Origin of the sequence: Aquibacillus koreensis, from assembly GCF_025154055.1 — a bacterium.
GTDB lineage: Bacteria > Bacillota > Bacilli > Bacillales > Amphibacillaceae > Aquibacillus_C > Aquibacillus_C koreensis.
The window spans coordinates 59357-83974 of sequence record NZ_JAOALK010000053.1 but is presented as its reverse complement, the minus strand read 5'-3'; the positions used below and the strand labels follow the sequence as shown (position 1 = coordinate 83974).

Here is a 24618-nt window from a genome sequence, read left to right as displayed (position 1 = left end):
GAATTATGACAATCACAATTATAGGTGCAGGGGCAATAGGGGGTGTACTAGGTGCTTACTTATCCCGCTCAGGCCATGACGTAACGTTTTGCGATATTGTACATGAGCATGTAGAAAAAATTAATCAAGATGGTCTGACAATCGAAGGACCGGAAGAGACTTTCTCTGTGAAGGCAATGGCCTTAACGCCTGAACAATTGGTGAAACGAAATAAGCCTCTTGAAACAATATTCCTTTGTGTGAAGGCGCACCATACGGAAGAAGCTTTGAAGCCTCTATTACCCTTATTAGATGATAAGTCTAACGTTGTCTCCTTGCAGAATGGGCTATGTGAACGACAAATAGCTGCACTTATTGGACCAGAACGAACGATTGGTTGCTTTGTGAATTTTTCAGCCGATTATCTAGAGCCTGGTCGAATCCTTTATGGTGGGGTTGCTTCTCTTTATCTCGGTGAATTAAGCGGAGAATTGACACCAAGAATCTCTAACCTAAAAGATCAACTGCAATGTTGGGGACCAGCTCAAGTAACAGATAATATTTGGGGTTATTTATGGGGGAAAATGTCCTATGCAGGTTTGCTTTATGCAACAGCTTTAGTGGATGAAACAATGGCTGGCGTTGTTAGAAAACTAGATTTAAGGGATACCTTGTTAGAATTATGCTCTGAAATACTAGAAATAGCTGATAAAGAAGGGGTCTCGCCTCTGGGATTTGATGACTGGGAACCTCAACTGGTTTATCCAAGGGGCAGTCGAAACAAAGCATTACTAGATGATCAACTAGAAAAACTAGCGGATCGGATGGCAACAAATAAAAAGACTAAAAGTGGCATATGGAGAGACTTAGCTGTGAGAAAAAGAAAAACAGAGGTCGATGCTCAGCTTTTACCAATTTTAGATATTGGTAAAAGTCATCAAATCGACACCCCACTGCTAACAGCCTTAATTACATCTATTAAAGAAATAGAAATAGGTACAAGACAAATGAATTGGGATAATCTGTATGATCTAAAAGAAATTTATCAATCATTGCCTAATAAAGTTAGTTAATATGTAGCAGAGAGACGGAGAGTGAACAATGATTCTAGACCATCGTACATTATCGGATGATGTAGCAAAGATCATTAGAAAGATGATCTTAGACGGGGAACTTAAAGCAGGGGAAAGAATAAATCAAGCTAAATTAGCGGACAAATTCAATATTTCGCGTGGACCAATTCGGGAAGCGTTAAAACTCTTGCAAAACGAAGGACTAATCAAACATGAGACAAATAAAGGAACTTTCGTTACAACATTATCAGAGCAAGACGCATTTGAAATATACACGCTGCGAGCGTTAATCGAGGGAAAAGCAGCACAACTTGCTCTTCCACATTTAACAGAAGAGGATTTCAAAAAATTGGAAGGTTATCTGGATGACTTTTACCAAGCAATGGTAGAACAAGATTTAGGGGGGCAAGCACAGTGCGATATTTTATTTCATGGCACGATTGTAGCGGCCTCCAAGCATAACCGTTTAATTAATATTCACAAAAACCTTGATACTCAGGTAGGCGCTATGTATCTTACAGTTGCCAATCAAGTACCAATCAGGGTGGATCAGGTGGTAGAGAACCATCGAATCCTGATTGAAGCGTTACGAACGAAGGATAAGAAGAAAATTCAGGAAGCATTTTCAGACCACTATACCGTTGCCTTAGAGGATCTATCGGGAGTGGCACAATTATAGATTAAAGGCGGTGTAATGAATGCTTTTAGAAGTAAATGACGTTTCTTTATCCCTAAGACGCGATGGCAAATATTCAAAAATACTTGACCACGTCTCTTTCCAAGTGAATAAAGGAGAAACAGTAGGAATCGTAGGAGAATCTGGTTGCGGTAAAAGTATGACTGCCTTATCACTTATGCGTTTACTGCCAGATAAAGCCAAATTAGAGGGTAGTGTGGAATTACAAGGAGAGAAAATAACGAATTATTCTAAGAGGAAGCTTGAAAAAGTTCGTGGCAATCAAATGTCCATGATATTTCAGAATCCACTTACCTCACTGAATCCGTTACAAACGGTTGGAACTCAAATTGAGGAATCACTTATTTTACACACAAATATGAGCAAAAAAGAACGTAGAGTTAGAGTGCTAAAGCTATTAAATGATGTGGGGCTACCTCGAGTAGAAGAATTAATTGATGAGTATCCACACCAGCTTTCTGGTGGGATGAGGCAGCGAATAATGATTGCGATCGCAATGGCATGTGAACCACAGTTGCTCATTTGCGATGAGCCTACTACTGCCTTAGATGTAACTGTGCAAGCGCAAATATTGGAATTAATGAACGAAATTAAAGAACAAACACAAATGGGCATCATTATGATTACACACGATATGGGTGTTGTTGCTGAAGTTTGTGACCGTGTCATTGTCATGTATGCGGGTAAAGTAGTCGAAGAAGCGCCAGTCGTTGAGTTATTTCAAAATCCTAAGCATCCATATACGAGAGGATTACTAAATTCCATTCCTAAATTAGGACAGCGAAAGCAAAAACTAGGATCTATCCCTGGGACAGTACCGGTACCAGAAAATATGCCAGTAGGTTGTCGTTTTGCAGATCGATGTAGTCATGTGATGGATATATGTAAAAGTACTGTACCTCAAGTGACGGAAATTAAAGAAAATCACCAAACTGCATGTTGGCTCTATGATGAGGAGGGGGGAAACAAGGATGCCACTACTGGAAGTAACCAATCTCAAACAACACTTCACTACTAAGAAGGGGTTTCTTAGTGAAAAAACAATCATAAAAGCAGTGGATGGTGTAAGCATATCCATAGAAGAAGGAAAGACATTGGGGATCGTAGGTGAATCTGGCTGTGGCAAATCCAGTCTAGGTCGTTCCGTTTTACAGTTGGTCGAACCGACAGAAGGGAGCGTCAAATTTAAAGGGGAAGAAGTAATTGGCATGAATGCAGCACAGATGAAGGAACTGCGAAAAGAAATGCAAATCGTATTCCAAGACCCTTATGCTTCCTTAAACCCGAGAAATACAGTCCGACAAATACTAGAGGCACCATTGATCATACATAACGTTGGTTCACGAGCGGAGCGAAAAGAAATTGTTGAAAGCTTAATGGACAAGATCGGTCTTCGCAAAGAACAGTTACGCAACTATCCACATGAATTTTCAGGAGGTCAAAGGCAGCGCATCGGGATAGCAAGAGCCTTGACGCTCAATCCTAAATTAATCATTGCTGATGAGCCTGTATCAGCCTTAGACGTTTCTGTTCAATCACAAGTATTAAATTTAATGCTAGATTTGCAACAGGAAATGGATTTAAGCTACATGTTCATTTCTCATGATTTATCGGTCGTTCAACATATATCCGATAGGGTCGCTGTTATGTATCTCGGAAAAGTAGTAGAAATTGCTGATGTGGAACAGCTTTATAATCATCCCATGCACCCATATACACAAGCCCTTTTATCTGCATTACCAATTCCAGATCCTACGAAGAAGAGAGATAGAATTATTTTGCAAGGAGATCTACCAAGTCCAGCTAATCCACCATCAGGATGTCCATTCCATACGAGATGCCCAATAGCAACGAAGGAATGTGCAGAAATTGTACCAAATTTAGAAGAGAAGTCAACAAACCACTTGGCTGCCTGTATCCACGTATAGATAGGAATTGGAACAGAATGAAAAGGAAGGGAGAAAAGTTGGATGGATGCCTTAAGATTTATTGCTAGAAGACTAGTATTAATGATCCCTATTTTATTTGGGATAAGTATTTTGACTTTTGTTATTTCCAATACAATCCCTGGGGATCCGGCCCGACTAATTCTCGGACCAAAAGCGACACCAGAGACGTTATCAGCCCTTCAGGAAGAAATGGGGCTTAATGATCCGCTTTACATTCAATATGGAAACTACATGGCTGGTATATTTCAGGGGGATTTAGGACAAAGCACCTATTCCCAACGACCTGTATCGGAAGACTTGGTTCGATATTTTCCAGCAACATTTGAACTGACGATGTTTGCCATGGTTATCACACTGCTAATAGGTATTCCATTTGGGATTATAAGCGCAAGTAGAAAAGATAAAATTGCTGACCAGATTACCAGAGTCTTTGCGCTAATGGGCGTTGCAATGCCTGCCTTCTGGCTCGGACTACTATTCCTTTTATTCTTCTATTTGAAGATTGGCATGTTTCCAGGTTCAGGAAGATTAGACACAGGAATGTCTCCACCAGAGTATATTACAGGAATGTACACGGTTGATGCATTACTCACGGGGAATTGGCCAGTATTCCGATCAGCGGTGATGCATTTGGTTTTACCAGGTATCACACAAGCAGCTATAACGATCGGAATGATTACAAGGATGACTCGTTCCAGCATGCTGGAGGTACTAGGCAGTGATTATATTCGTACCGCACATGCGAAGGGTGGTTCGGAAAACCGCGTATTATACGGTCATGCATTAAGAAATGGTGTTATGCCAGTCATTACATTACTAGGAATGGCATTTGGACATGCATTAGGCGGTAGTATTCTTGTAGAATCCGTATTCTCATGGCCAGGCCTCGGTAGGTATGCTGTTAATGCGATAAATTATTTGGACTTTCCAGCAGTTATGGGAGTAACCATGCTAATTGCTGTGATGTTTATCTTAGTTAATTTAATTATTGACACATTATATTTCTTTATTGATCCACGTTTAAAACATGACTAGGGGGAGTGGTGATATTGATACGAAAAGTTACAAGTAGTCCTTTGACTATGGTCGGGCTAATCATTGTTTTAATTATTCTATTAACTGCTGCTTTTGCTCCGTTAATAGCCACTCATGACCCGACTGAACCAAATATACTTAATAAATTACAACCGCCTAGTGCCGAGCATTACTTTGGTACAGACGAAGTTGGAAGAGATATCTTCAGTAGAATTGTTCACGGCACTAGAATCTCCTTACGTATTGGCTTAATTGTCGTCCTTATTTCTTTCCCAATTGGAACTGTTTTAGGTGCCATTGCTGGTTATATTGGCGGTCGGGTCGATCAAACCATAATGAGGATAACGGATATATTTCTATCTTTTCCTGGAATCATCTTAGCGATGTCTATTGCAGCGGCATTAGGCCCATCGATTGAAAATGTCGTGCTTGCTTTAGCTGCCACCTGGTGGCCATGGTACACGAGGATTGTACGATCATCGGTTTTATCTATAAAAAACTCAGAATTTATTGAGGCATCACGAGCCTTAGGTGCTAATCCATTTCGAATTTTATTTAAAGAAGTAATCCCGAATTCAATTGCACCAGCAACAATTCAAGCTTCACTAGATTTAGGTTTTGTTATTTTATCCGCAGCAGGCTTAAGCTTTATCGGGCTTGGTGCACAACCACCTTCCCCTGAATGGGGCGCAATGTTATCGAATAGTCGAGAAATATTGCGAGATGCATGGTGGGCAGCAACCTTCCCTGGGATAGCGATCCTTATTACTGTATTAGGATTTAACCTTCTAGGAGATGGGCTGAACGATGTGTTAGACCCTAAACAACGTTAACACTCTATGAAACTATAGATAGTCTTACTTGAAAGGAGGGTCGTGTATCATAGCATGAGGCATGGAATGATTAGCAATCAATCAAAATAAGGGGGAATTACAATGAGATTTAAAGACCATTGGCTAAAATTAGTTTTACTTCTTATCCTTACAGCTGTAGCGCTTGCTGGGTGTAACAATTACAATGACGAGGAAACAACCGGAGAAACGGAAGCGGAATCGGAAGAACCAGCAGAAAATAATTCTTCAGATTCGGAAGAGACTGCTGAGAATTCAAACTTTAATGCAGATGTGTTTAATTTTGCTACAAATCAAGATATCCCACACCTTGATCCACATGGGTCTGCAGCAAATACGTCATTCCGTGTCACGTACATGATGTATGACCGTCTTGTAACTTATGAAGGTACATCAACAGAACCACAACCGATGTTAGCTAAGGAGTGGGATATATCTGATGATGGGCTAGAGTACACTTTCTATCTAGAAGAAGAAGCAACGTTTCATGATGGATCACCTGTAACAGCTGATGCTGTAGCGTACTCCTATACTCGTGCAATTGAACTAGGGAAATCAGCAGCAGGTATCTTTAATAAAGTACTTGACCCAGAAACTAGCTTTGAGGTTATAGATGAGCACACGATCAAAATTAAATTGAAGAAGCCTTTTGCACCATTTATTAGTACTTTAGGTACTGTTTTTGGTAACATTCTTAACCCGAATTTGGAAGAAAATCATGGTGATGACTATGGTGAGAGCTTCCTTGCTGAAACAGAGGTTGGCTCAGGACCTTATATATTAGAAAGCTGGGATCGTGGCGAAACGTTAGTATTGAAAGCAAACCCAGACTATTGGGGAGAAGCTCCGACAATGGAGACGGTAAACATCCGTTTCGTATCTGAGCCATCAACTGCTCGTTTAATGCTTGAAAAAGGTGAAATTGACTTAATTGATAACACCATGATCTCTCCTGAAGTACTTGGACAAATGGAAGGTACGGAAGGGTTAAACATTCAAAAATCAACTGGATATCAAATCGACTACATGCCTATGAACATTGAAAGTGGTGTACTATCCGACGTATTAGTAAGACAAGCAATCGCTCACAGTATCAACTATGATGCATTACTTGAAAGTGTATATTTAGGCGAAGCAGAACGTATTGGTGGAGCTGTTCCAGCAGGTATGTTTGGCTACAACCCTGATGCAAAGCTTTATGATTATGATCTAGACAAAGCAAAAGCATTATTAGAAGAAGGTGGCTACGAAGAAGGTGAAATTAACCTAGAAATAGCTATCTCAGAAGATAACGAAGTTCGAAGTAATACAGCATTGTTATTACAATCTGATTTATCAAAGGTTGGTATAAATTTAGAAATTAAAACCTATGCATGGCCTACGTTCTTGGATCTAGTCACAAATGGTGAGCATGATTTCGGGCTAGTATCTTGGACTCCTGACTATCCAGATCCTGATTACAACCTATGGTATTTTGGTCACTCTGATAGTAAGGGCCCTGGATTTAACCTTGCATTCTATGAAAATAGTGATGTAGATGCGTTATTAGAAGAAGCAAGATCGAACACAGACGAGGCATTGAGAGCAGAAAATTATGAGGAAATCCAAAATGTTATGGCGGAAGAAGTTCCTTATATTTTCGTAGCGCAGCCAAATCTTCAGGCACCAGTAAGAGATTGGGTACAAGGTTATGAATTGAACCCAATGAATACATGGTATGTTCCTTTTGACAAAATTACAAAAGTACAATAATTAGAATTTTGGGAGCGGTTGTTAAATAACAACCGCCTTCCCTCTTTATTTAAGTTGAGAAGTATAACATAGGTGAAAGGAAGATTCTATTGAGTAGTGTATGGGAAATTGGTAATTTATCCGTGTCACAAAGTAATAAAATAAAAGATTATTTAGAGCTACCCACAGTTGAAGAAAAACTACCTGCTTTTCTAATAAATGGATCCGAGGAGGGACCAAAAGTGCTTGTTCTTGGTGGTATTCATGGCTGTGAATATACATCCATAGATGCAGCCCAAAAAGTCGGTACTGATCTCATTCCCTCTAAAGTAAAAGGAAAAGTAATTGTGTTACCAATTGCAAATCCCGCTTCGTTTTATGCTCGCAGCATTTATGTTCACCCAAGAGATCAAAAAAATGTAAACCGCATGTTCCCAGGTAAAGAAGATGGGACAGATGCTGAAAGATTAGCCTACTGGTTAAATGAAATGGTGTTTAAAAAAGTAGATTATATCATCGATCTTCATGGTGGCGATATGATTGAAGCGTTAGTACCATTTACCATTTACCACGTAACCGAAGATGAAAGAGTCATAGAAACATCTAAACAAATGGCCTCACTTTTTGATATTGATTATGTAATTGGTAGTAGTGGTCAAGTCCCCGGATCCACATATGGCTGTGCTGCCGAACAAGGCACACCAGCAATTATTGCAGAAGCAGGGCAACAAGGAATCCTAAGTGAAGAACATTCCGTGCAACTGCAAGACGGTGTGAAGAACATCCTTGTTTCCCTAGAATTATTAGAAGGTGAAGTGAAGCAAAGTCAATCAACGTATATCTCGGTGTTTGATTGGTATCGCTCAGACTTTCAGGGATTATGGTACCCATCAGTTGTAATCGGACAATCTGTTACAAAAGGACAAGTATTAGGAAAGTTAACAAATGAATTTGGAGAAACCGTTAAAGAAATTATCTCGAATACGGAAGGTGTCGTGCTATTCTTAGTGTCTTCCCTTGCAATCAACGATAATGATCCATTATTAGCGGTGGGGGCATAAGAGGTAATGACTAATTTACTAGATCGGTCATTTTTAGAAATAGCAGACTTGTATCGAAAAAAAGAAGTTTCTCCAGTCGAAATAGTGAACAAAACATTAAAGCGTCAGAAGGAACTAGAACCAATATTAAATGCATTTATTTCTGTTTTTGAAAAAGATGCAATCAAACAAGCTAACCAGATAGAAAAGAAGTTTCTCAATAACGAGTCCTTACATGTGTTGGCGGGAATTCCGTACGCCGTCAAAGATCTATTTTATACAAAGGATGTACGAACCACCTGTGGATCAAATATATTAACGGATTACAAACCAGATTACACGGCAACTGTGTTAAATAAGTTGGCGTCAACTGATGCGGTACTTATAGGAAAAAATAACATGCTGGAATTTGCTTATGGTATTGTTCATCCGGATTTTGGTCAAACGAACAATCCGTGGGATGTTACGAAAACGTCGGGAGGTTCATCTAGTGGCTCCGTTGCTGCAGTGGCAAGCGGAACGAGTTACTTTTCATTAGGTACTGATACGGGTGGTTCGATTCGTATTCCTGCTTCTTATTGTGGAGTAGTAGGGTTGAAGCCAACTCGTGGGTTGGTTAGTACGTATGGTGTTTTCCCTTTATCTTGGTCACTAGACCATGCTGGACCTATTACGAGAACAATCCAAGAGGCTGCTGTGGTCTTGGACGCCATTGCCGGTCATGACCTAAACGATCCTTACTCACTAACAGGTAAGATAACCGCAATCGACCTACATGCATTCAAGGTGAAGAAAGAACCGCAAAGAGTTGGTATTCTTCCGTCAGAAAAGCTCACTGGTCTAAGACCGAGTGTTAAAAAGGTGTATGAGGATACGTTAAAACAAATTGAGATGTTGAATGGTTTTGAGTTAGTTGAAATAGAGATTAGTGACTGGGACCGTACCGAAGAAATCGTGATGAATGTACTTCTACCAGAAGCAGCTCACATTCACCAAAAATGGATGGGGCGAAAAGCGGAATATGCTACATTGACATATAAACAATTGGAACTAGGAATAAAGCAGCTAGCAATAGATTATTTGAATGGTTTAAAAGATCTAAGACACTATACAAATTCTGTTTCGGCGCTGTTCCAACACGTGGATTTCATTTTAACACCTACAGTAGCGTTTCCCGCACCGGCGGAGGATCCCGTTATTGGTAGTGAAGAGCTAGATGAAATGGTTTTTACTGGTCCATTTAATATTTCAGGACATCCAGCTGTCACATTAAACTTAGGTTTTACAGAAGATAGCCTTCCAATTGGTATGCAGTTGGTTGCACCGCACTTTCATGATACGGAGTTGCTCGAAGCAGCTTACCAACTTGAGCAGACACATATTAGAAAACTACCAACCATACTTACTGGAGAGTAGGAGCGTATTTATTTTATGTCAAAAATATTAACGTATTTAATAAATAATCAACACGATATCGAAGAGACATTATTACAATTAGTAGAAGCGGAATCACCATCGAAAAATAAAATGCTAACGGATAAGTGTGGGCTCGTCCTTAAAGAGAGCTTTGAAACACTCGTTGGTGGGAAAGTTGAAATAATTGAAAAAGAAGCAGTCGGAAATCAGTATCGATTTACCTATGGAGACGGTACAGAAACAGAACAGATTCTGATTATTGGTCATTATGACACCGTTTGGGATCAAGGTGCGATCCCAATTCGGAAAGAAGATGGCAAGTTATATGGTCCGGGTACTTTTGATATGAAGGGTGGACTTGCTGTAACGTTATGGGCACTAAAAGCATTAAAGGAATTCGGTCATTTTGGTAAAAGGAAAGTTGTTTTCCTTGTTACTTCGGATGAAGAGATTGGTAGTGAACATTCGCGTGCTCTAATCGAAGAGGAAGCTAGGAAAAGTGAAATGGTTTTTGTTCCTGAATCTAGTATTTCACATTCCGGTGCTGTTAAAACATTTCGTAAGGGGATTGGGATATTTAAGCTAATAGTTCACGGGAAATCCGTTCACGCAGGTATAGACCCTTGGTCCGGAGCAAGTGCGATTGATGAATTGGCGTTACAAATAGCAGATATTAAATCGCTAGATAATAAAGAAGAAGGTGTGTCAATTAATATAGGAACGATCTCAGGTGGGACACGCACCAATGTCGTTGCAGGTTATGCAGAAGCCGATATTGACTTGCGATTCCGCACCAAAGACCAAGCTCATGAATTGGAGCATGCTCTATTAGATCGGTCCTCGTTTATTAAAGGAACAATGGTTGAAATGCAAGGCGGTATCAATCGCTATCCGTTGGAAAAGACAGACTCGGTGATGGGGCTTTATCAGCAGATGAAAGAAATTGCCTTAAGACACGGGTACGAATTAGAGCAGGGAAGTTCTGGTGGTGCGAGTGATGGGAACCTGACTGCTGGGCTAGGCATTCCAACAATCGATGGGCTAGGTCCTGTAGGTGATGGTGCTCATGCTGAAAATGAGCATGTTGTTCTGGAAAACTTACCATATCGTGCCGCATTAATTGCAGAGTTAATAAAAAGAAATAGTAGATAAGGAGCGCTTATCAATGGATATGATGACGATGAACTTAACAGACTTTAAAAAGATTCAAGGGAAAATAAATACTGTGTTAGTTCCGATCGGTATGATTGAAGCACATGGTCCTCATTGTGCTTTAGGGACAGATGTCCTTATTCCACGTGAATTTGTCAGGCGTTTAGAAGAATCCATTGGAGATAAAGTCTTAATGGCCCCAGAAGTCACGTATGGCCATTCGTGGGGGCTTGCTCCTTTTGCTGGAACAATAGATATCTCCTCTGAAGCCTTTTCTGCTTATGTTTATGATATTTGTAAAGGGTTCTATCATAACGGTTTTGAATATATCATCCTATTTAATGGGCACGGTGGAAATAATTCAAGCTTAGACATTGTAACGGAGAAACTAGCGGACATGGGTGTAAAATCACTTACAGTAAACTGGTTCATTGACTATCGAGAGGATATTAAGCGAATTGCTCCAGACCCGGGTCATGCCGGTGAAGATGAAACATCTTTAGTGTTAGCTATAAATGAAAACTATGCCTATACAAAAGGTGTAGGTAGTCATGAGATTCCTCTTCCTAAACGATTCCGTTTTAAAGATGGAGGTAAGGCCCTTTATCCCGAGGGTTTTTCAGGAAATGCTGAAGAGGCAACGTGGGAAAAAGGTGAGCAACTATACGATTTGCTGGTCGGGAAGGTATTGAAAGATATAGAAAGATTTTGGTCTTTATAAAATTCAAGGAGGAATATCTATGAATTTACGTTGGACGAAAGCCCCAGTCGGTGAAGCAATTGTTGATATTGTGTTGAGTTTAAATGAACAAACACTAAAGCTACATGGACAGGAAACTGCCACTGCAAGCTATAGTGAGGTAAAGCCGACATTAACCACTTTGGAAGACATAGGGTTAAAAATCGAAGAAATCGAAGGTCAAATTAAGAATATACCTGGACATCAAGGAAGATATTTGCGTTCAATGGTAAACTCCTATCGCTATTTTGCTCGTAGTTTACAAGGTGATGACATTCCTTATTCTGAGTACATCCTCAACATTCAAGAATTACCGTCCACATTAATAACAGAAGAAACAATTTCCAAGCAAAAAGAGTTAGTCGAAAAAGGACTAACAGATCTTGGTTACAAAGGCTCACTCAAAGAAAAAGCGGACAACTGGCTTGCAGATACCATTATTGCTCCCGATCAGGTGGTGGCAGTTGCTGAATCAATGAAGAAAAAAAGCAAGATGGGTACCTTGCAACGCGTCATTGGTCTTCCGGATGAAGATGGCATCGATACGATAAAATCTACGCGCGGTGTGTTTTGGAGTGGTTATTCTAAGTACGTTGGCGGATATCGTGGAAACTTGACGTTTAATATAGACCGACCATGGACAGAACCTATTCTAGGGCAAATCATGACACATGAGGGTTATCCTGGGCACCAAGCCTTTTACTGTCGTTGGGATTACTTATACAAACAAGGGAAATTACCGTTAGAGGCATCCTATTACCTAATTAATAGCCCAACAAATGCGTTGTTTGAGGGGGGCCCAGAAAGTGCATTAAAGTTCTTAGGTTGGGATCGTGATGAGCAGGAAACGGAAGGAGTTACATTAGAAGCTAAGCAACAATATAAAGTGGCACGTGACTATATTGATTTCCAACGAATGGCACAAACGAATGCCTGCTATCTTTATAACACCAACGAGATGACGAAAGAAGAATCGATCGATTACATGATTACTGTTGGTAATTTAACATCAATTGAAGCGAATAACTGTTTCCGTTTTTATTCCGATCCTGTCCAAAAAACATACTATCCATGCTATTACTACGGCCGGTGGATGGTTGGGAAAGCCTATGATGCTATTGACAAAAATAAACGTGCTGACTTCTTTAAGGTGCTATATGATACACCACATACGACGAATACATTTATCGATGCCGTTAGCGGATTAATCGGTAAAGATTTTCAACCATTTGAGCGTGTGAAAACAGCGAAAGAGGATTTTGTCCTCTAATAAAATATGAATTAATTGAGTTGACTACAGATCGATGCATGGGTTCTTTAACCATGCATTTTTCTGAAGGTTGTTTGATCAAATGAGAGGTGAATAGACATTTCATCTGATCTTTTTTTATCAAAATGTCACTATACGAATAGGAACAAAAAGCTAAGTTACCCCAGAAGGGAGTTCTCTATGTGAATCAAAAATTAAAACAATTAGTACACGCTATATCTGGTGATCAGCTAATGTCTTATACAGAACAACTTACAAAGGAAGTGAGGTTATCGGGGTCAGATGAAGAACTCCGGGCATTCGAGTACGCCCAAAATGTACTAGATAATCTTGGACTAGAGACAAAGCTTAGTTTTCATGATGGTTACATAAGCATACCTGTAGAAGCATCATTGAAGGTTGATGGTGAAACTTTACCCTGTATTACCCACTCCATGTCCACTTCAACTGGCGAAACAGGAGCAACAGGTGAACTTGTATATGTCAAGGATCTGAATACCCCACTTGCATTGACCGGAAAGGTTGTATTAACAGAAGGTATTGCCACACCGAATGCTGTTGAAGTGTTGGAGAATGCAGGTGTTTTAGCTGCCATCTTTATTAATGGGGCCATTACGCATGAAATGATTGTTTCCCGTGTATGGGGAAATCCAACTCCGGAAACGAAAAAACAATTACCGAAAATCCCAGTCATTTCGATAACCGAAACAGAGGGTAACATCCTTAAAAGTAAGCTAGCACAACCCTCTAAACAAGTTTCAGTTTGGCTTCGTACGCTAGTGGATACGGGCTATCGTAAAATCCCTACTTTAATAGCTGATCTGAAAGGGGAATTGGAACCGGAGAAATTTGTCTTGTTCAGTGGTCATGTGGATTCATGGCATTACGGAGCAATGGATAATGGCAGTGCCAATGCTACGATGTTGGAGGTCGCGCGCGTGATCAAAGAGCAACAATTGTCATTAAGACGCAGCTTACGTCTCGCCTTTTGGTCAGGTCATTCCCATGGAAGGTACGCAGGATCGACTTATTATTGTGATATGAACTGGGAGGAGCTGCACGAAAATTGTACACTTCATGTTTATATTGATTCGGTTGGAGGCAAAGGTGCAACGATTCTTGGTGAAAGTAACTGTATGGTTGAGACGAAAGATTTCGGTGGTTCTTTTGTGGAAGCATTGACAGGTGAAAAGTTCATTGGGAAACGCTTTGGACGTGGTGGTGATCAATCGTTTTGGGGGATCGGCATCCCAGCATTATTTATGGGTCTCTCTGAACAACCAATTAGTAACGATGTTGCCTCACAAACATTAAACCAGCTGTTTGGTGGAGTAAAATCAGGTGGTTTTGGCTGGTGGTGGCACACTACGGAAGATACGCTAGATAAACTGGACAAAGACAACCTACAACGTGATTGTCAAGTATATGCAGCAGTTATCTATGATGCTTGTAATAGAAGAATTTTGCCTATTAATCAAGCGGCTGCCACAACAGAATTAAAGGAAGCTTTATTAGATTATAACAAGCTAGCGTCAGACAAGCTTGATTTGTCGCTAGCGCTACAACGTGTTGAACAATTAAACCAGATGACGATTAATATAAACGATATGATTCAAAATCAAGAATGGTCGGATGAGGAGGCGAAAGTCATAAACGAGAAACTATTAGCGTTATCTCATTGCTTAATCCCTCTTAACTATGTTAGCGGTGATCTACATGACCATGATTTAGCGATGAATCAACCACCCCTTCCATTGTTAAAAGATATTACTATTCTAGCAGAAACAACCCCTGGCTCGAATGCCTTTTTCGAATGGCAAACCTTCCTAAAACGAAGGTTAAATAAGGTGGAGTACACGCTACGTCAAGCGATCCATATAGCGGAGTCCTTCGTGAACATGAAAGTGAAAAATTAACTATAAAGGAGGAAGAAAGTATGTCTAATGTGAAAGATAAGGTGATTATAATCACTGGTGCTTCAAGTGGAATTGGTGAAGCCACTGCCAAGAAGTTTGCTGAAGAAGGAGCACATGTAGTACTAGCTGCTCGTAGGGAAGAACGCTTGATTCAATTAAAGGAAGAGATTGAAAGAGCAGGTGGTTCTGCAGTTTCTAAAGTAACGGACGTAACGTCTTATGAAAGTATGCAAGACCTTGCTAAATTTGCTATTAAAACATATGGGCAAATTGATGTCATGTTTAATAATGCTGGATTAATGCCATTATCGTTTATGGACAAGTTAAAAGTGGATGAATGGGACCAAATGGTGGATGTTAATATAAAAGGTGTATTATATGGCATTGCAGCAGCCTTACCATATATGAAGGAACGTGATAAGGGGCATATTATTACCACAGCCTCTGTTGCCGGACATGGGGTATTTCCGTCGGGAACAGTTTATTGTGGGACAAAATTTGCAACCCGAATCTTTATGGAGGGGTTAAGTAAAGAGTTAGCACAAACAAATTTAAAAGTGACTAGTATTTCGCCAGGCGTAGTAGATACAGAACTTATGAATTTTATTACCGACAAAGACATCAAGCCAAAATTCGAAGATCCAAACTTGCCATCTTTAACAAGTGAGGATGTTGCTAATGCAGTATATTATGCAGTATCACAGCCTGATGGAGTGGCAATAAATGAAGTGATTATTAGACCAACCAATCAAGGTTGATTTGAAAGGGGTCAGACCCTGTCGAAAGACAAAATAGCAGATTTGTCCTTAGAGGGAGGACAGATAGATGGTACACATCCTCATGACCAAACTGTCCGTCAACAGTGGACTATTTATGTGAAATGTCTTTCGACAGGGTCAGACCCCACCCCTCTACTTTCCGATATTTGATTGACTAATCTTAAAGTTCGTATTGACCTTAATTTCCATGTTGGGATAGCTTGTCTGCCATGCTTGGTAGTCCCAATTTCTTGTTTGGCTTCTTGCGTAGTCACCTAATCTTAAAGGGTCTATGTCTTGCTCTTGTAACTTTTTGATGAGTGCTTGTCCTTTTGTTGAAATATCTACTGCAAGTGCTCTTTCTAATTTTTTCACCTCATTAAGCTGATCAATATTTAACGAAAGCGTTTCTGTTATAATACCAATCATATTGATGGTGATCGACATTTTATTATCTTTGAGCTGTTTTACCTTTACATTAGAACTGATCGATTTTATCGTAAGGTAGGTATCCTTTTCTGCCCAGAAAAACTGATAGTTGGCATCATCACTATTTTCATATAGTGCCTTAAAGATAAACACTTCCTTAAAAGGGATGGTATCGACAAGCTTATCTTCTTTAAATAGTGCAAGCCCACTTACCTTTACATCTTTGTCCGTATGGGATAGAAATGGCAAAAAGAAATCCATACCCTCCCCATGAAAACTATATAACAGCTCATGGAAGTTCGTTTTTGGGAAATTTTTTTCTTGGTTCGTTTGAATTAAGTCCACCACGTATTTTGCTATTGTATCCTGTGTTTCAAATTCTTGTGTCAACAATGTTTCTGCTTTTCCGTCTACGACACATAGAAAAAGGTTTCGACCAAAATCTTGATTCTCACTTAATCCTTCAATTAACTTACCAATACCTTTTTCAGCTAGTCCACGGCCAAATAATACGCCTAGCGTTTTTCCTGATTCAACTGGATAAGGTGTTTCTGCTTCGATTTTCGTTCGAATATCTTGAGCTGTTTGCGATTCTGCATGATACTCAATGTTGTTAACCTCGTTTGCTTGCTCACTTGAACCATATTGTGGAATGCTAATGGTACCTCTAATCATTTGTTCTTGTGCCGTTAGATCATAACCGTTGATCTGCACAAGTTGAATATCCTCAATGATTTTCGAACTCACACATCCGACAAGAAACATAAGCATGAAAAGACTGCAGAGTATGCGCATTTATTTTTTCACTCCTAACCAGATGGATTGATAGATATAAAGGAAAGGAATATAAATTATAACGAGATAATAACCAACATATGATATTTGCGTGGTATATTGTTCAATTAGAACAAAATTATCGACCGTGTTGCATCCAACTACTGTCATTACTAAAATAATGATTGTGATTACTTTATAGCCTCTATTAGATATACGGAAAAATGTTTGTGCCGCAGCCCACAAATATAAGCAAATCGTAGCAATGACTACTGTGAAATGTAACGTGACCCCAATATACTCAAACCTTTCTACAAAAGGAAGGTTAATCACTTTCCATAGATTTAAGGTTGGCCAGACAATGTGTTGCAGTTGGTCCTGGTTAAAGTATAGGAAGATAGCGATAACTGATACGAAATAGACCAATGTTGACCATAGATTTCCAAGGATTGCCCATTTTAGTGATTGCTTTTTATTTTTTATAAAAGGCAAATAGATCAGTAACAATTCTACACCAAGATAACTATAGAACATCGGTTTTATGGCTTGCATAATTTCGATTGGTGAATGATCAAACATTGGAAATAAGTTAGTCCAATATCCCTCTGTATAAGCAACATATTTAAAGGAAGCGAGTAACGTGGATAAGATCACACTAAAAAAAGCAAGACCTGCTACAATACGAAAACCTCCAATAATAAACGTATAAAAAAGGAATGCGATAACAGCACTAAACCAGAATGTGGATAACTCTGGGAACATCCATACTTGAATAACCTCAATATAGGAACGCGTAACAATAATGGATAAAATTAAAAAGTAACATCCAACAAGGATGGTCATGACATTTCCTATCCATTTACCAAAGAGGTCTTGATGGATTTTTATCAAATCCCCATCTCCGCGTAATACTATTTTGTAAATAAGATAGATGATGAGACATAGAATGCCACCTGTTAATAAAACAGAGACCCAGCTATCATGTCCAGCTTTTTCTGCAATGAACCTTTCAAAACTGAGAATACCTTCTCCGATTTGGGATGCGTGGATTAGAAAAACAACCAGAAACGGTGACAGTTGCTCAGTAATGTCAGGTTTGTAAGTGTTAGTCCGCATAGGTTACTTCCTTTTTCCTTGTTTTGCTTTTACTCGACTAGCATTCATCCGGTTCGTATCACTCGTCCTTGTTAATATCGGGCGTTTTGTTTGACTAGAAAAAGGAGCTCGAATAAAGGAGTCCTTTAAATCTTGCAAGCGAGGCGGATAAAAAGGTTCTGTATAAGGCCTTCCGATTGAAGTAAGTTTTAGCAAGTGAGATAAACAGAATAAAAACGCCAATAAGACCCCAATCAATCCCCATAATTGCGCCAAAATGATAAATGGAAATCGGATCAGTCTGATCGTATTACCGATACGATATATTGGTGTGGTGAATGATGCTAAGGCTGATAGCGCAACAAGAATGAGCAATACATTACTCGTTAGTCCTGCTTCTACTGCCGCAGTTCCAATAACAATACCACCAACAATACCAATCGTTTGTCCAATTTTCATCGGTAAACGAGCACCTGCTTCTCTTAATAATTCAATTGTGAGCTCTAAGATTAACGCCTCTAGAATAGGTGGAAAAGGTATATCTCTTCTAGAAGAGATAATCGTTCCTAGTAGATCCATCGGGATAATTTGATAATGATAGGTTAGAACGGCAACGTATAATGGTGTGATTAATACTGAAAATAGGATGGCGAAAAGCCGTATAATACGAAAGATCGTTGCAATATGCCAAGGTAAAAAATAATCTTCATAGGCAGAAAAAAATTCAACTAATGTAGTAGGACCTGTTAAAGCATGTGGTGACCCATCACAAATAACTGCAACTTTTCCTTCCGAAAGTACACTTGCTACCCGGTCTGGTCGCTCCGTATCAATCAGTTGCGGAAATGGAGAGTTAGAGTTGTCTGAAATCATTTGTGCAATAAACGAACTATCTATAATCTGATCAAACTCTATGTCGCTAATACGTTGGGTAACAGTTTCTACATTATCTGGATTAACAATCCCATCTATATAAATAATCGCAACTTTTGTTTTAGTTAATTTTCCAACTGTTAGTTCTTTGACTTGCAATTGTGGAAGCGGAAGTCGTTTTCGAATTAAGTTGATATTTATATCCATATCTTCTACAAATGCTTCCTTTGGACCAATTACGCTATACTCAATTTCTGGAGGAGCTATATCTCTTGCTTTTGATAATTTAGCGGGAATCAACAGCACTTGTTGATTGGTAGCGTGCTGAAGTAATAAATAGCCCTGCATCATTTTTTCTTTGACTGTATCAACATCAGAAGTAAGTGTTATATCGTCGATCGGTAATGCTTGTTTGATTTCCTCTAATCGATCAAATCTATTGTTTTGAAAGTAGCTAAAAATACCTTGATGCACTTCTGTCTGGTCCACTAATGTTTTGTAAAAAGAGATGGTCATCTGATGGAATTCAAAATGACTAAAATCGTCACTCTGTTTCATAACAACTACCAGTTCATCAATAGAACTTGAACCAGCATCAACGGCACTCTGATTCAACAACTTATCCCTTGATCTCCTGAACATACAACCATCCCTACTTCTACTAATTAATATGCATAGTTATTGTAACCAATTAGAAGTATCTTACTCCCATATCGGGGTCAGACCCTGTCGAAAGACAAAGTAGCAGAAGTGTCCATGTGGGGAGGACATACTTGTGGAATTACTATTTGTTCTTTTTACCAATCATTAAAAAAGGTAGTGCCAACTTTCATAGCACTACCTCTTATTTATATACAATTATAAAATATCACCTAACTCTCCTCGCATGCACAACAAACCGAGCATCATCGAAATCATAAGAACAAGTAGACAAGGTAAGCACCTGATCATCTTCACTTAAATCCATAGCTGTATCATGAATCGATTTCTCTTGTAGCTGATTGAGGAACCCGAGGTAATCCCTATTTGAACGAAACTGAGTAGCGATGTAATAGAAATCAGTAGTAGTCACATAGGCAGAGAATACTTCCCACTTCGTCTGCTGATATAATGTGTTTAGCGTAATCGTTCGGTTCTCTTCGAAAAATTCCTTTGACTGATATTTCGTTAATTGCTTGAACATCGAGCCATCCTTCATATGGTGCCCGTAAATAATCGTATGCCGATCATCGCCATCTCCCGCATTTCGATAATCCATAAAGATTGCACCAGCACTCGAATTTTCCTGCTCAAAATTATGATCAAGGTAGAACTCGTTATCTTCTGTTTTGACGACGGGATAATCGATTACTGTATTAGGAACAGTAACCCAGCCAATCGTGTCTGCGTTTTTCTCTAATAAGGGGTTAAAAGCATGCATTACTTCCTGTGGTTTCTCCTCTTTTATTAAATGGCCCTTTGGCTCTTGTTTATGCTTGTTAGGTAGTGTGTCCACTGCTTGATAATTGCTGCGGATCGCTTCATATACTTGCTCGTTTTGGTAGCCTGCATACACCTGCATCGTTACCTGGTACATGCAGAAAAGGAAAACAGAAAGCGCAAATAGAATGATGAATCGATTTTTATTCAATACAGTCACCTCATTTAACAAAAGAGGAGAGCACGAAGCCCTCCAGTTAATTTATGCTTTAGCAGTTCTTTCTCTTCTATAAAAATAGATCCCAATGATCGCAGCGAGTAGCGTGATACCAACGTATGGTAAAACTGATGATTGACCAGTTTCAGGAATGGACTCCGTTTCTTCGTCCATTGGCAATAATACACCATCAATCACATGGATTACACCATTCGACGTTTCAATATCTGCCGTTGTGACATTTGCATCGTTCACTTGGACTGGGTCTAGTGAAATCATTACTTTTTGGCCGTTTAGTGTTTCTGCTTCCATTCCATCTTCTAAATCAGAGGCCATCACTTTGCCAGATACGACATGGTACTGAAGGATATCCGCTAAATCTTCCCGTGCAAGAAGTTCTTCTGCGGTTACATCTAGTTCTTCTAAGAGGTTTGCGAATGCTTCATCTGTAGGAGCAAAAACAGTGAATGGGCCTTCCCCTTTAAGGGCATCAACCAATCCAGCTTGTTCAACAGCTGCTACTAACGTCGTAAAGTTTCCTGCATCAACCGCTGTATCAACGATATCTGCACTTTCTTCGTGATTGTCAGCGAACACAGCATTTGTCACCGACATCATAAACATAAACACTACGAGCATCATGAATCCTTTCTTTTTAACCATTTAAGGTACCTCCTCTTTTATGTACAATTAATGTACATGTTTTGTATAGATATTTGCAACGTAATTGTATAATAGTTATATAACTTTTGTATAGTAATAAGGTTTAGAAAATTTAATTTTTTTAGACGTATGTAAATTGCTATATCAAGATGAGGGACTCGAAGGCGCTGCTAGTCCCTCTGCCCAACGATACAAGGATGAACGTTTTGCCCTTTTATTTCGTAATAAAAATCAATATTATGCAAATCATATAGGAATAAAGGATTATTACATGAAGGGGATAGGAGTATTGTGTCTTTTTTACACTTTTTAAATGTCCTACAAATACATGCTAAGTGGGAAGAAATTATCCAAATGCGCAGACAAATCAGAGACATGATGCTAGACTATTGGCTTACAAGTGTTGTATTTACTTTTAATTGGTGGCTTCTGTTAATCACTACAATCAGTTTGTTCATTATATGGATGATCGTTCTTGATAAAAAAAGAATTATTGAGATCTCAGCATTTGGTCTTTTAGTAGGAACTACTGGATTTATTTTAGATATAGTTGGTATTACATTAGTATTTTGGTCTTATCCAAATAGGTTAATACCAGTTATGCCTCCAATTGTCGAAATTCATCATGTACATTTACCAATCTTTTTTATGCTTATTTACCAATTTTGTAATAGTTGGAAGTCATTTTTAATTGCGATGATTACAACTTCGTTTATTTTCTCATTTATTTTCGAACCACTAACAGAATATTTAGGGATTTACGAGGTATATAGCTGGAAACACATTTATTCTTTCCCTATTTACGTTTTGATCGGTTTATTATTTAGATGGCTTCTCATAAAAGTTAAACGAGTTGAGCAGGGCTCCACTATAAAATAGTGTTTGTGACCAATCTTTCACAAGCCCTTTTCAAGTTAATAAAATTATATGTTTTATAGAAGGTGTGGATCGTTGGAAACTGCTTCTTCGCTTTATAGAACACTAGCTTAAGTACATCTACTTTCTAATTTAGCGCAAACTCAACATATTCTAGCGCAAAATCCATTTAATTTAGCGAAGAGCCACAAAGGCAGAGGAAAGATCAACTCTCTGAATCGTAAAAGCAGATGTCATCCTCTGACATCTGCTTTTTAGACGAGCTTACAGGAAAAAATAAGCATCTCTTCATATTTTCTCCCTATAATTTGTAAACTTTTTCGAAAATCATACGTCTTATAAACAGAGGGGGAGGGAAAGTGGAAAAACAAATAAATAATGATGCCCTAAATACAGAACTCAATATTGTTTATCGGTACTTAATAAAAAAAGGTGTTCCACGTGCGGATGCTGAAGATGCCGTGCAAGAAACAGCATATAAGTATCTTAGGTATTCAGATTCCATTCGTTCCTCTAAAGTGCGAAGTTGGATAATCCGGGTGGCATTAAATCATTACTATGATCAGTGTCGCAAAAATAAAAAATACATACTTAATATAGAAGAAAAAATAATAGAAGCACAACAAGACCATGAACTACCCGATCTTATTGTTTTAGCAAAAGAGCGTAAAGAAGAGTTTAGTAAGCTGCTTTCAAAATTAAAACCACTTTATGCAGAACTCCTTCTATTAAAATATGAATCTGAATTATCATATGCTGAAATATCGCAATTACTAGGGATGGGCAATAGTGCAGTGAAAACGAACTTATATCGTGCTAGAAAAAAACTATTAAAACTTTATGAGGAGGCCCAACAAGATGAGCGATAAAAAGAAACAAAATAATGACATAGATTTCATAAGTAATTCCTCTTTCCAAAAACACATAAAAAAAACAAAGTGGAAGCAAATTGGGTTATACATACTTATTTCCACCGTTACGCTAACAGTCGCTATTTTTATCATACATAATGGCTCGCAATATTTGATACATAAAAAAATAGAGGAAGACCGACCGACTATACCGATACTTACTGATGGACCAACAAAAGGTGCCGGTGTTAATTATGGAAATACAAGATTCCATTATAATTTGTTTAGTGTAGATGCTAAAACCACCTATTTTAAAAGAATAGGTAATCGGAAAATCGTCTGGGATACCGAGACAAAGAATTATCCTGCAATTGGACGTGTGGAAGTGACCGATCGTGGAAGTGGATTTATAGAAGATAATCCATGGGATCCCGATTTAGGAAGATCTGTTGTGTACAATCATTTTAATGACGAGCGAGTGATAGAGTTTTACTTCCCAGGTGTTGATTATGATTTTTTACCACAAGAGTTAGATATAGCAACGGGATTAGATGAAAACAAACTCATAGAGATAGCCCTCTCATTTCAAGAGCCAATGGTACAAAAGGATTTAGGTGAAGTGCTAGGGAAGGAAAATGTCGATTGGTTATGGGTACCTTCGAGAACAAAGGAGGAAGTAGAGTCAAATGAAATGAATAAAATTATAAACGGCAATGCGGCGTATGGTATTCCGGTTAATTCAGAATTTCCATACTGGGAAAACGCAGAAGGGGAAGATCGATCCATAAGTGGCGCTATTGTTAGTGGTACACCTCAAGAATTAGAAAGATTCTTAAATATGGATTTTGTCAGAGCCTCTACAATAGGTGTGACAATAGATAAATATTAGTGGGATGCGGTGAATTTTGCCCCACTATAGGTGAGATTGGTCGTCGCGCGCACCTGCTGGGGGAGGTGCCTGTCTCTTAGTCCGTTAGATAAAAATTTATCATATTGTTCCAACTTTTAACCAATACTAACCAAAAAAGTGTTGGAGTGATACATAATGATGGTCAAGGAACAAGAAGAGAGACTAGATGAGATCCTGACTCTCCAAGAAAAGGTTGTCTCGATGTGGTTGGACTATTGGAAAAACTTCTCGAATGCAGGTACGGTACCATTCTGGATCATTGTTTTGATGTTAGTTGTACCACTTGTTCTGATTTATTTTAAAATTGATAGAACCAAGGCTTTTCAAATTGGATTTTATGGATTTAACATTCATACTTGGTTTACTTATTCGGATGCAATTGCTATGAGGACAGGTTATGTGTATTATCCTTTTCAGGCTATACCGATTATGCCAGTAAACTTTGCATTAGATGCTTCCCTTGTACCCGTCACCTTTATGCTGGTTTACCAGTGGTGTATTAATAACGATAAGAATGTACTCCTTTATGGTATTGTTACGAGCGCTGTTTTTTCATTTGTAGTGAAGCCAGTCATGGTTGTTTGGGATTTAATCCAATTAGATAATGGGATGAATTACTTTTATCTCTTCCTCAATTATCTAGCCATTCTACTACTAGCCATTGTGCTAACAAAAGTCTTTATCTATTTTAAAACATCATCCTAAGATAGATTGAATGTGAACAGGGGGACGGTTCTTGCGTTTCCATATAGGAAATTAAAAAGGTATTTTCAAAAAACACTTTGAAAATACCTTTTTTGTGTATCTGTAATGGCTAGAAGTATCTAACGGTAAAGTAAACTGTAGCTGCAGTTTCCTAGTAAAATGGTGAGACGAGGAGTCCGTTCCTCTGACATTTAATAGAA

Annotated in this window: 23 protein-coding genes; 18 read left to right on the top strand and 5 right to left on the bottom strand. The window is 38.8% G+C overall.

The window, feature by feature from the left end:
- Positions 1 to 5 precede the first annotated feature (5 nt).
- From NYQ66_RS15265 to NYQ66_RS15200, 14 genes are all read left to right on the top strand, one after another.
- Entirely contained in the window at positions 6 to 1052 is a 1047-nt protein-coding gene (locus NYQ66_RS15265) for a ketopantoate reductase family protein (RefSeq protein WP_259870625.1), read from the top strand.
- Between the two features lie 28 nt (positions 1053 to 1080).
- Entirely contained in the window at positions 1081 to 1731 is a 651-nt protein-coding gene (locus NYQ66_RS15260) for a GntR family transcriptional regulator (RefSeq protein WP_259870624.1), read from the top strand.
- 19 nt (positions 1732 to 1750) lie between these two features.
- Positions 1751 to 2767, top strand: a complete 1017-nt coding sequence (locus NYQ66_RS15255; protein ID WP_259870623.1) for an ABC transporter ATP-binding protein — start codon at positions 1751 to 1753, stop codon at positions 2765 to 2767.
- Positions 2721 to 3677 (top strand): ABC transporter ATP-binding protein, encoded by a 957-nt coding sequence (locus NYQ66_RS15250; RefSeq protein WP_259870622.1) that lies wholly within the window; start codon positions 2721 to 2723, stop codon positions 3675 to 3677. Before NYQ66_RS15255 ends, NYQ66_RS15250 begins: the two co-directional genes overlap by 47 nt.
- 42 nt (positions 3678 to 3719) lie before the next feature.
- Positions 3720 to 4733 carry an ABC transporter permease gene (locus NYQ66_RS15245; RefSeq protein WP_259870621.1) on the top strand — a complete coding sequence of 338 codons (1014 nt, stop codon included), beginning with the start codon at positions 3720 to 3722 and terminating at the stop codon, positions 4731 to 4733.
- A gap of 14 nt (positions 4734 to 4747) precedes the next feature.
- Complete coding sequence (gene nikC / locus NYQ66_RS15240) at positions 4748 to 5566, top strand: nickel transporter permease (RefSeq protein WP_259870620.1); 819 nt, start codon at positions 4748 to 4750, stop codon at positions 5564 to 5566.
- 102 nt (positions 5567 to 5668) lie between these two features.
- Positions 5669 to 7336 carry an ABC transporter substrate-binding protein gene (locus NYQ66_RS15235; RefSeq protein ID WP_259870619.1) on the top strand — a complete coding sequence of 556 codons (1668 nt, stop codon included), beginning with the start codon at positions 5669 to 5671 and terminating at the stop codon, positions 7334 to 7336.
- A gap of 89 nt (positions 7337 to 7425) precedes the next feature.
- Positions 7426 to 8376 (top strand): M14 family metallopeptidase, encoded by a 951-nt coding sequence (locus NYQ66_RS15230; RefSeq protein ID WP_259870618.1) that lies wholly within the window; start codon positions 7426 to 7428, stop codon positions 8374 to 8376.
- A 6-nt stretch (positions 8377 to 8382) separates the two neighbouring features.
- Entirely contained in the window at positions 8383 to 9771 is a 1389-nt protein-coding gene (locus NYQ66_RS15225; protein ID WP_259870617.1) for an amidase, read from the top strand.
- A 15-nt stretch (positions 9772 to 9786) separates the two neighbouring features.
- Complete coding sequence (locus tag NYQ66_RS15220; RefSeq protein WP_259870616.1) at positions 9787 to 10923, top strand: M20 family metallopeptidase; 1137 nt, start codon at positions 9787 to 9789, stop codon at positions 10921 to 10923.
- 13 nt (positions 10924 to 10936) lie between these two features.
- Entirely contained in the window at positions 10937 to 11644 is a 708-nt protein-coding gene (locus NYQ66_RS15215) for a creatininase family protein (protein ID WP_259870615.1), read from the top strand.
- Between the two features lie 19 nt (positions 11645 to 11663).
- Positions 11664 to 12932: a hypothetical protein gene (locus tag NYQ66_RS15210; protein ID WP_259870614.1), complete on the top strand. Its 1269-nt coding sequence runs from the start codon at positions 11664 to 11666 to the stop codon at positions 12930 to 12932.
- Positions 12933 to 13114: 182 nt separating this feature from the next.
- The gene (locus NYQ66_RS15205) at positions 13115 to 14848 is read left to right on the top strand and encodes a M28 family metallopeptidase (protein WP_259870613.1); all 1734 of its coding nucleotides are present in this window, start codon (positions 13115 to 13117) and stop codon (positions 14846 to 14848) included.
- 20 nt (positions 14849 to 14868) lie between these two features.
- Positions 14869 to 15606, top strand: a complete 738-nt coding sequence (locus NYQ66_RS15200; protein WP_259870612.1) for an SDR family oxidoreductase — start codon at positions 14869 to 14871, stop codon at positions 15604 to 15606.
- A gap of 153 nt (positions 15607 to 15759) precedes the next feature.
- On the opposite strand, the gene NYQ66_RS15195 is transcribed toward NYQ66_RS15200, so the two are convergent.
- The 5 genes from NYQ66_RS15195 to NYQ66_RS15175 form a co-directional block, all read right to left on the bottom strand.
- Positions 15760 to 16830 carry a Ger(x)C family spore germination protein gene (locus NYQ66_RS15195; RefSeq protein ID WP_259870611.1) on the bottom strand — a complete coding sequence of 357 codons (1071 nt, stop codon included), beginning with the start codon at positions 16828 to 16830 and terminating at the stop codon, positions 15760 to 15762.
- On the bottom strand, positions 16831 to 17925 hold the full coding sequence (locus NYQ66_RS15190; protein ID WP_259870610.1) for a GerAB/ArcD/ProY family transporter: 1095 nt from the start codon (positions 17923 to 17925) through the stop codon (positions 16831 to 16833).
- 3 nt (positions 17926 to 17928) lie between these two features.
- The gene (locus tag NYQ66_RS15185) at positions 17929 to 19419 is read right to left on the bottom strand and encodes a spore germination protein (RefSeq protein ID WP_407652100.1); all 1491 of its coding nucleotides are present in this window, start codon (positions 19417 to 19419) and stop codon (positions 17929 to 17931) included.
- Between the two features lie 226 nt (positions 19420 to 19645).
- Positions 19646 to 20407 (bottom strand): class B sortase, encoded by a 762-nt coding sequence (gene srtB / locus NYQ66_RS15180; protein ID WP_259870609.1) that lies wholly within the window; start codon positions 20405 to 20407, stop codon positions 19646 to 19648.
- Positions 20408 to 20458: 51 nt separating this feature from the next.
- A complete protein-coding gene (locus NYQ66_RS15175; RefSeq protein WP_259870608.1) occupies positions 20459 to 21076 on the bottom strand; it encodes a fasciclin domain-containing protein in 618 nt (205 codons plus the stop codon).
- 291 nt (positions 21077 to 21367) lie between these two features.
- On the opposite strand from NYQ66_RS15175, the gene NYQ66_RS15170 reads away from it, so the two are divergent.
- From NYQ66_RS15170 to NYQ66_RS15155, 4 genes are all read left to right on the top strand, one after another.
- Positions 21368 to 21955 carry a CBO0543 family protein gene (locus NYQ66_RS15170; RefSeq protein ID WP_259870607.1) on the top strand — a complete coding sequence of 196 codons (588 nt, stop codon included), beginning with the start codon at positions 21368 to 21370 and terminating at the stop codon, positions 21953 to 21955.
- A gap of 356 nt (positions 21956 to 22311) precedes the next feature.
- On the top strand, positions 22312 to 22821 hold the full coding sequence (locus tag NYQ66_RS15165; RefSeq protein WP_259870606.1) for an RNA polymerase sigma factor: 510 nt from the start codon (positions 22312 to 22314) through the stop codon (positions 22819 to 22821).
- The gene (locus NYQ66_RS15160) at positions 22811 to 23692 is read left to right on the top strand and encodes an anti-sigma factor C-terminal domain-containing protein (RefSeq protein ID WP_259870605.1); all 882 of its coding nucleotides are present in this window, start codon (positions 22811 to 22813) and stop codon (positions 23690 to 23692) included. Before NYQ66_RS15165 ends, NYQ66_RS15160 begins: the two co-directional genes overlap by 11 nt.
- 156 nt (positions 23693 to 23848) lie before the next feature.
- A complete protein-coding gene (locus NYQ66_RS15155; RefSeq protein WP_259870604.1) occupies positions 23849 to 24418 on the top strand; it encodes a CBO0543 family protein in 570 nt (189 codons plus the stop codon).
- Positions 24419 to 24618 lie beyond the last annotated feature (200 nt).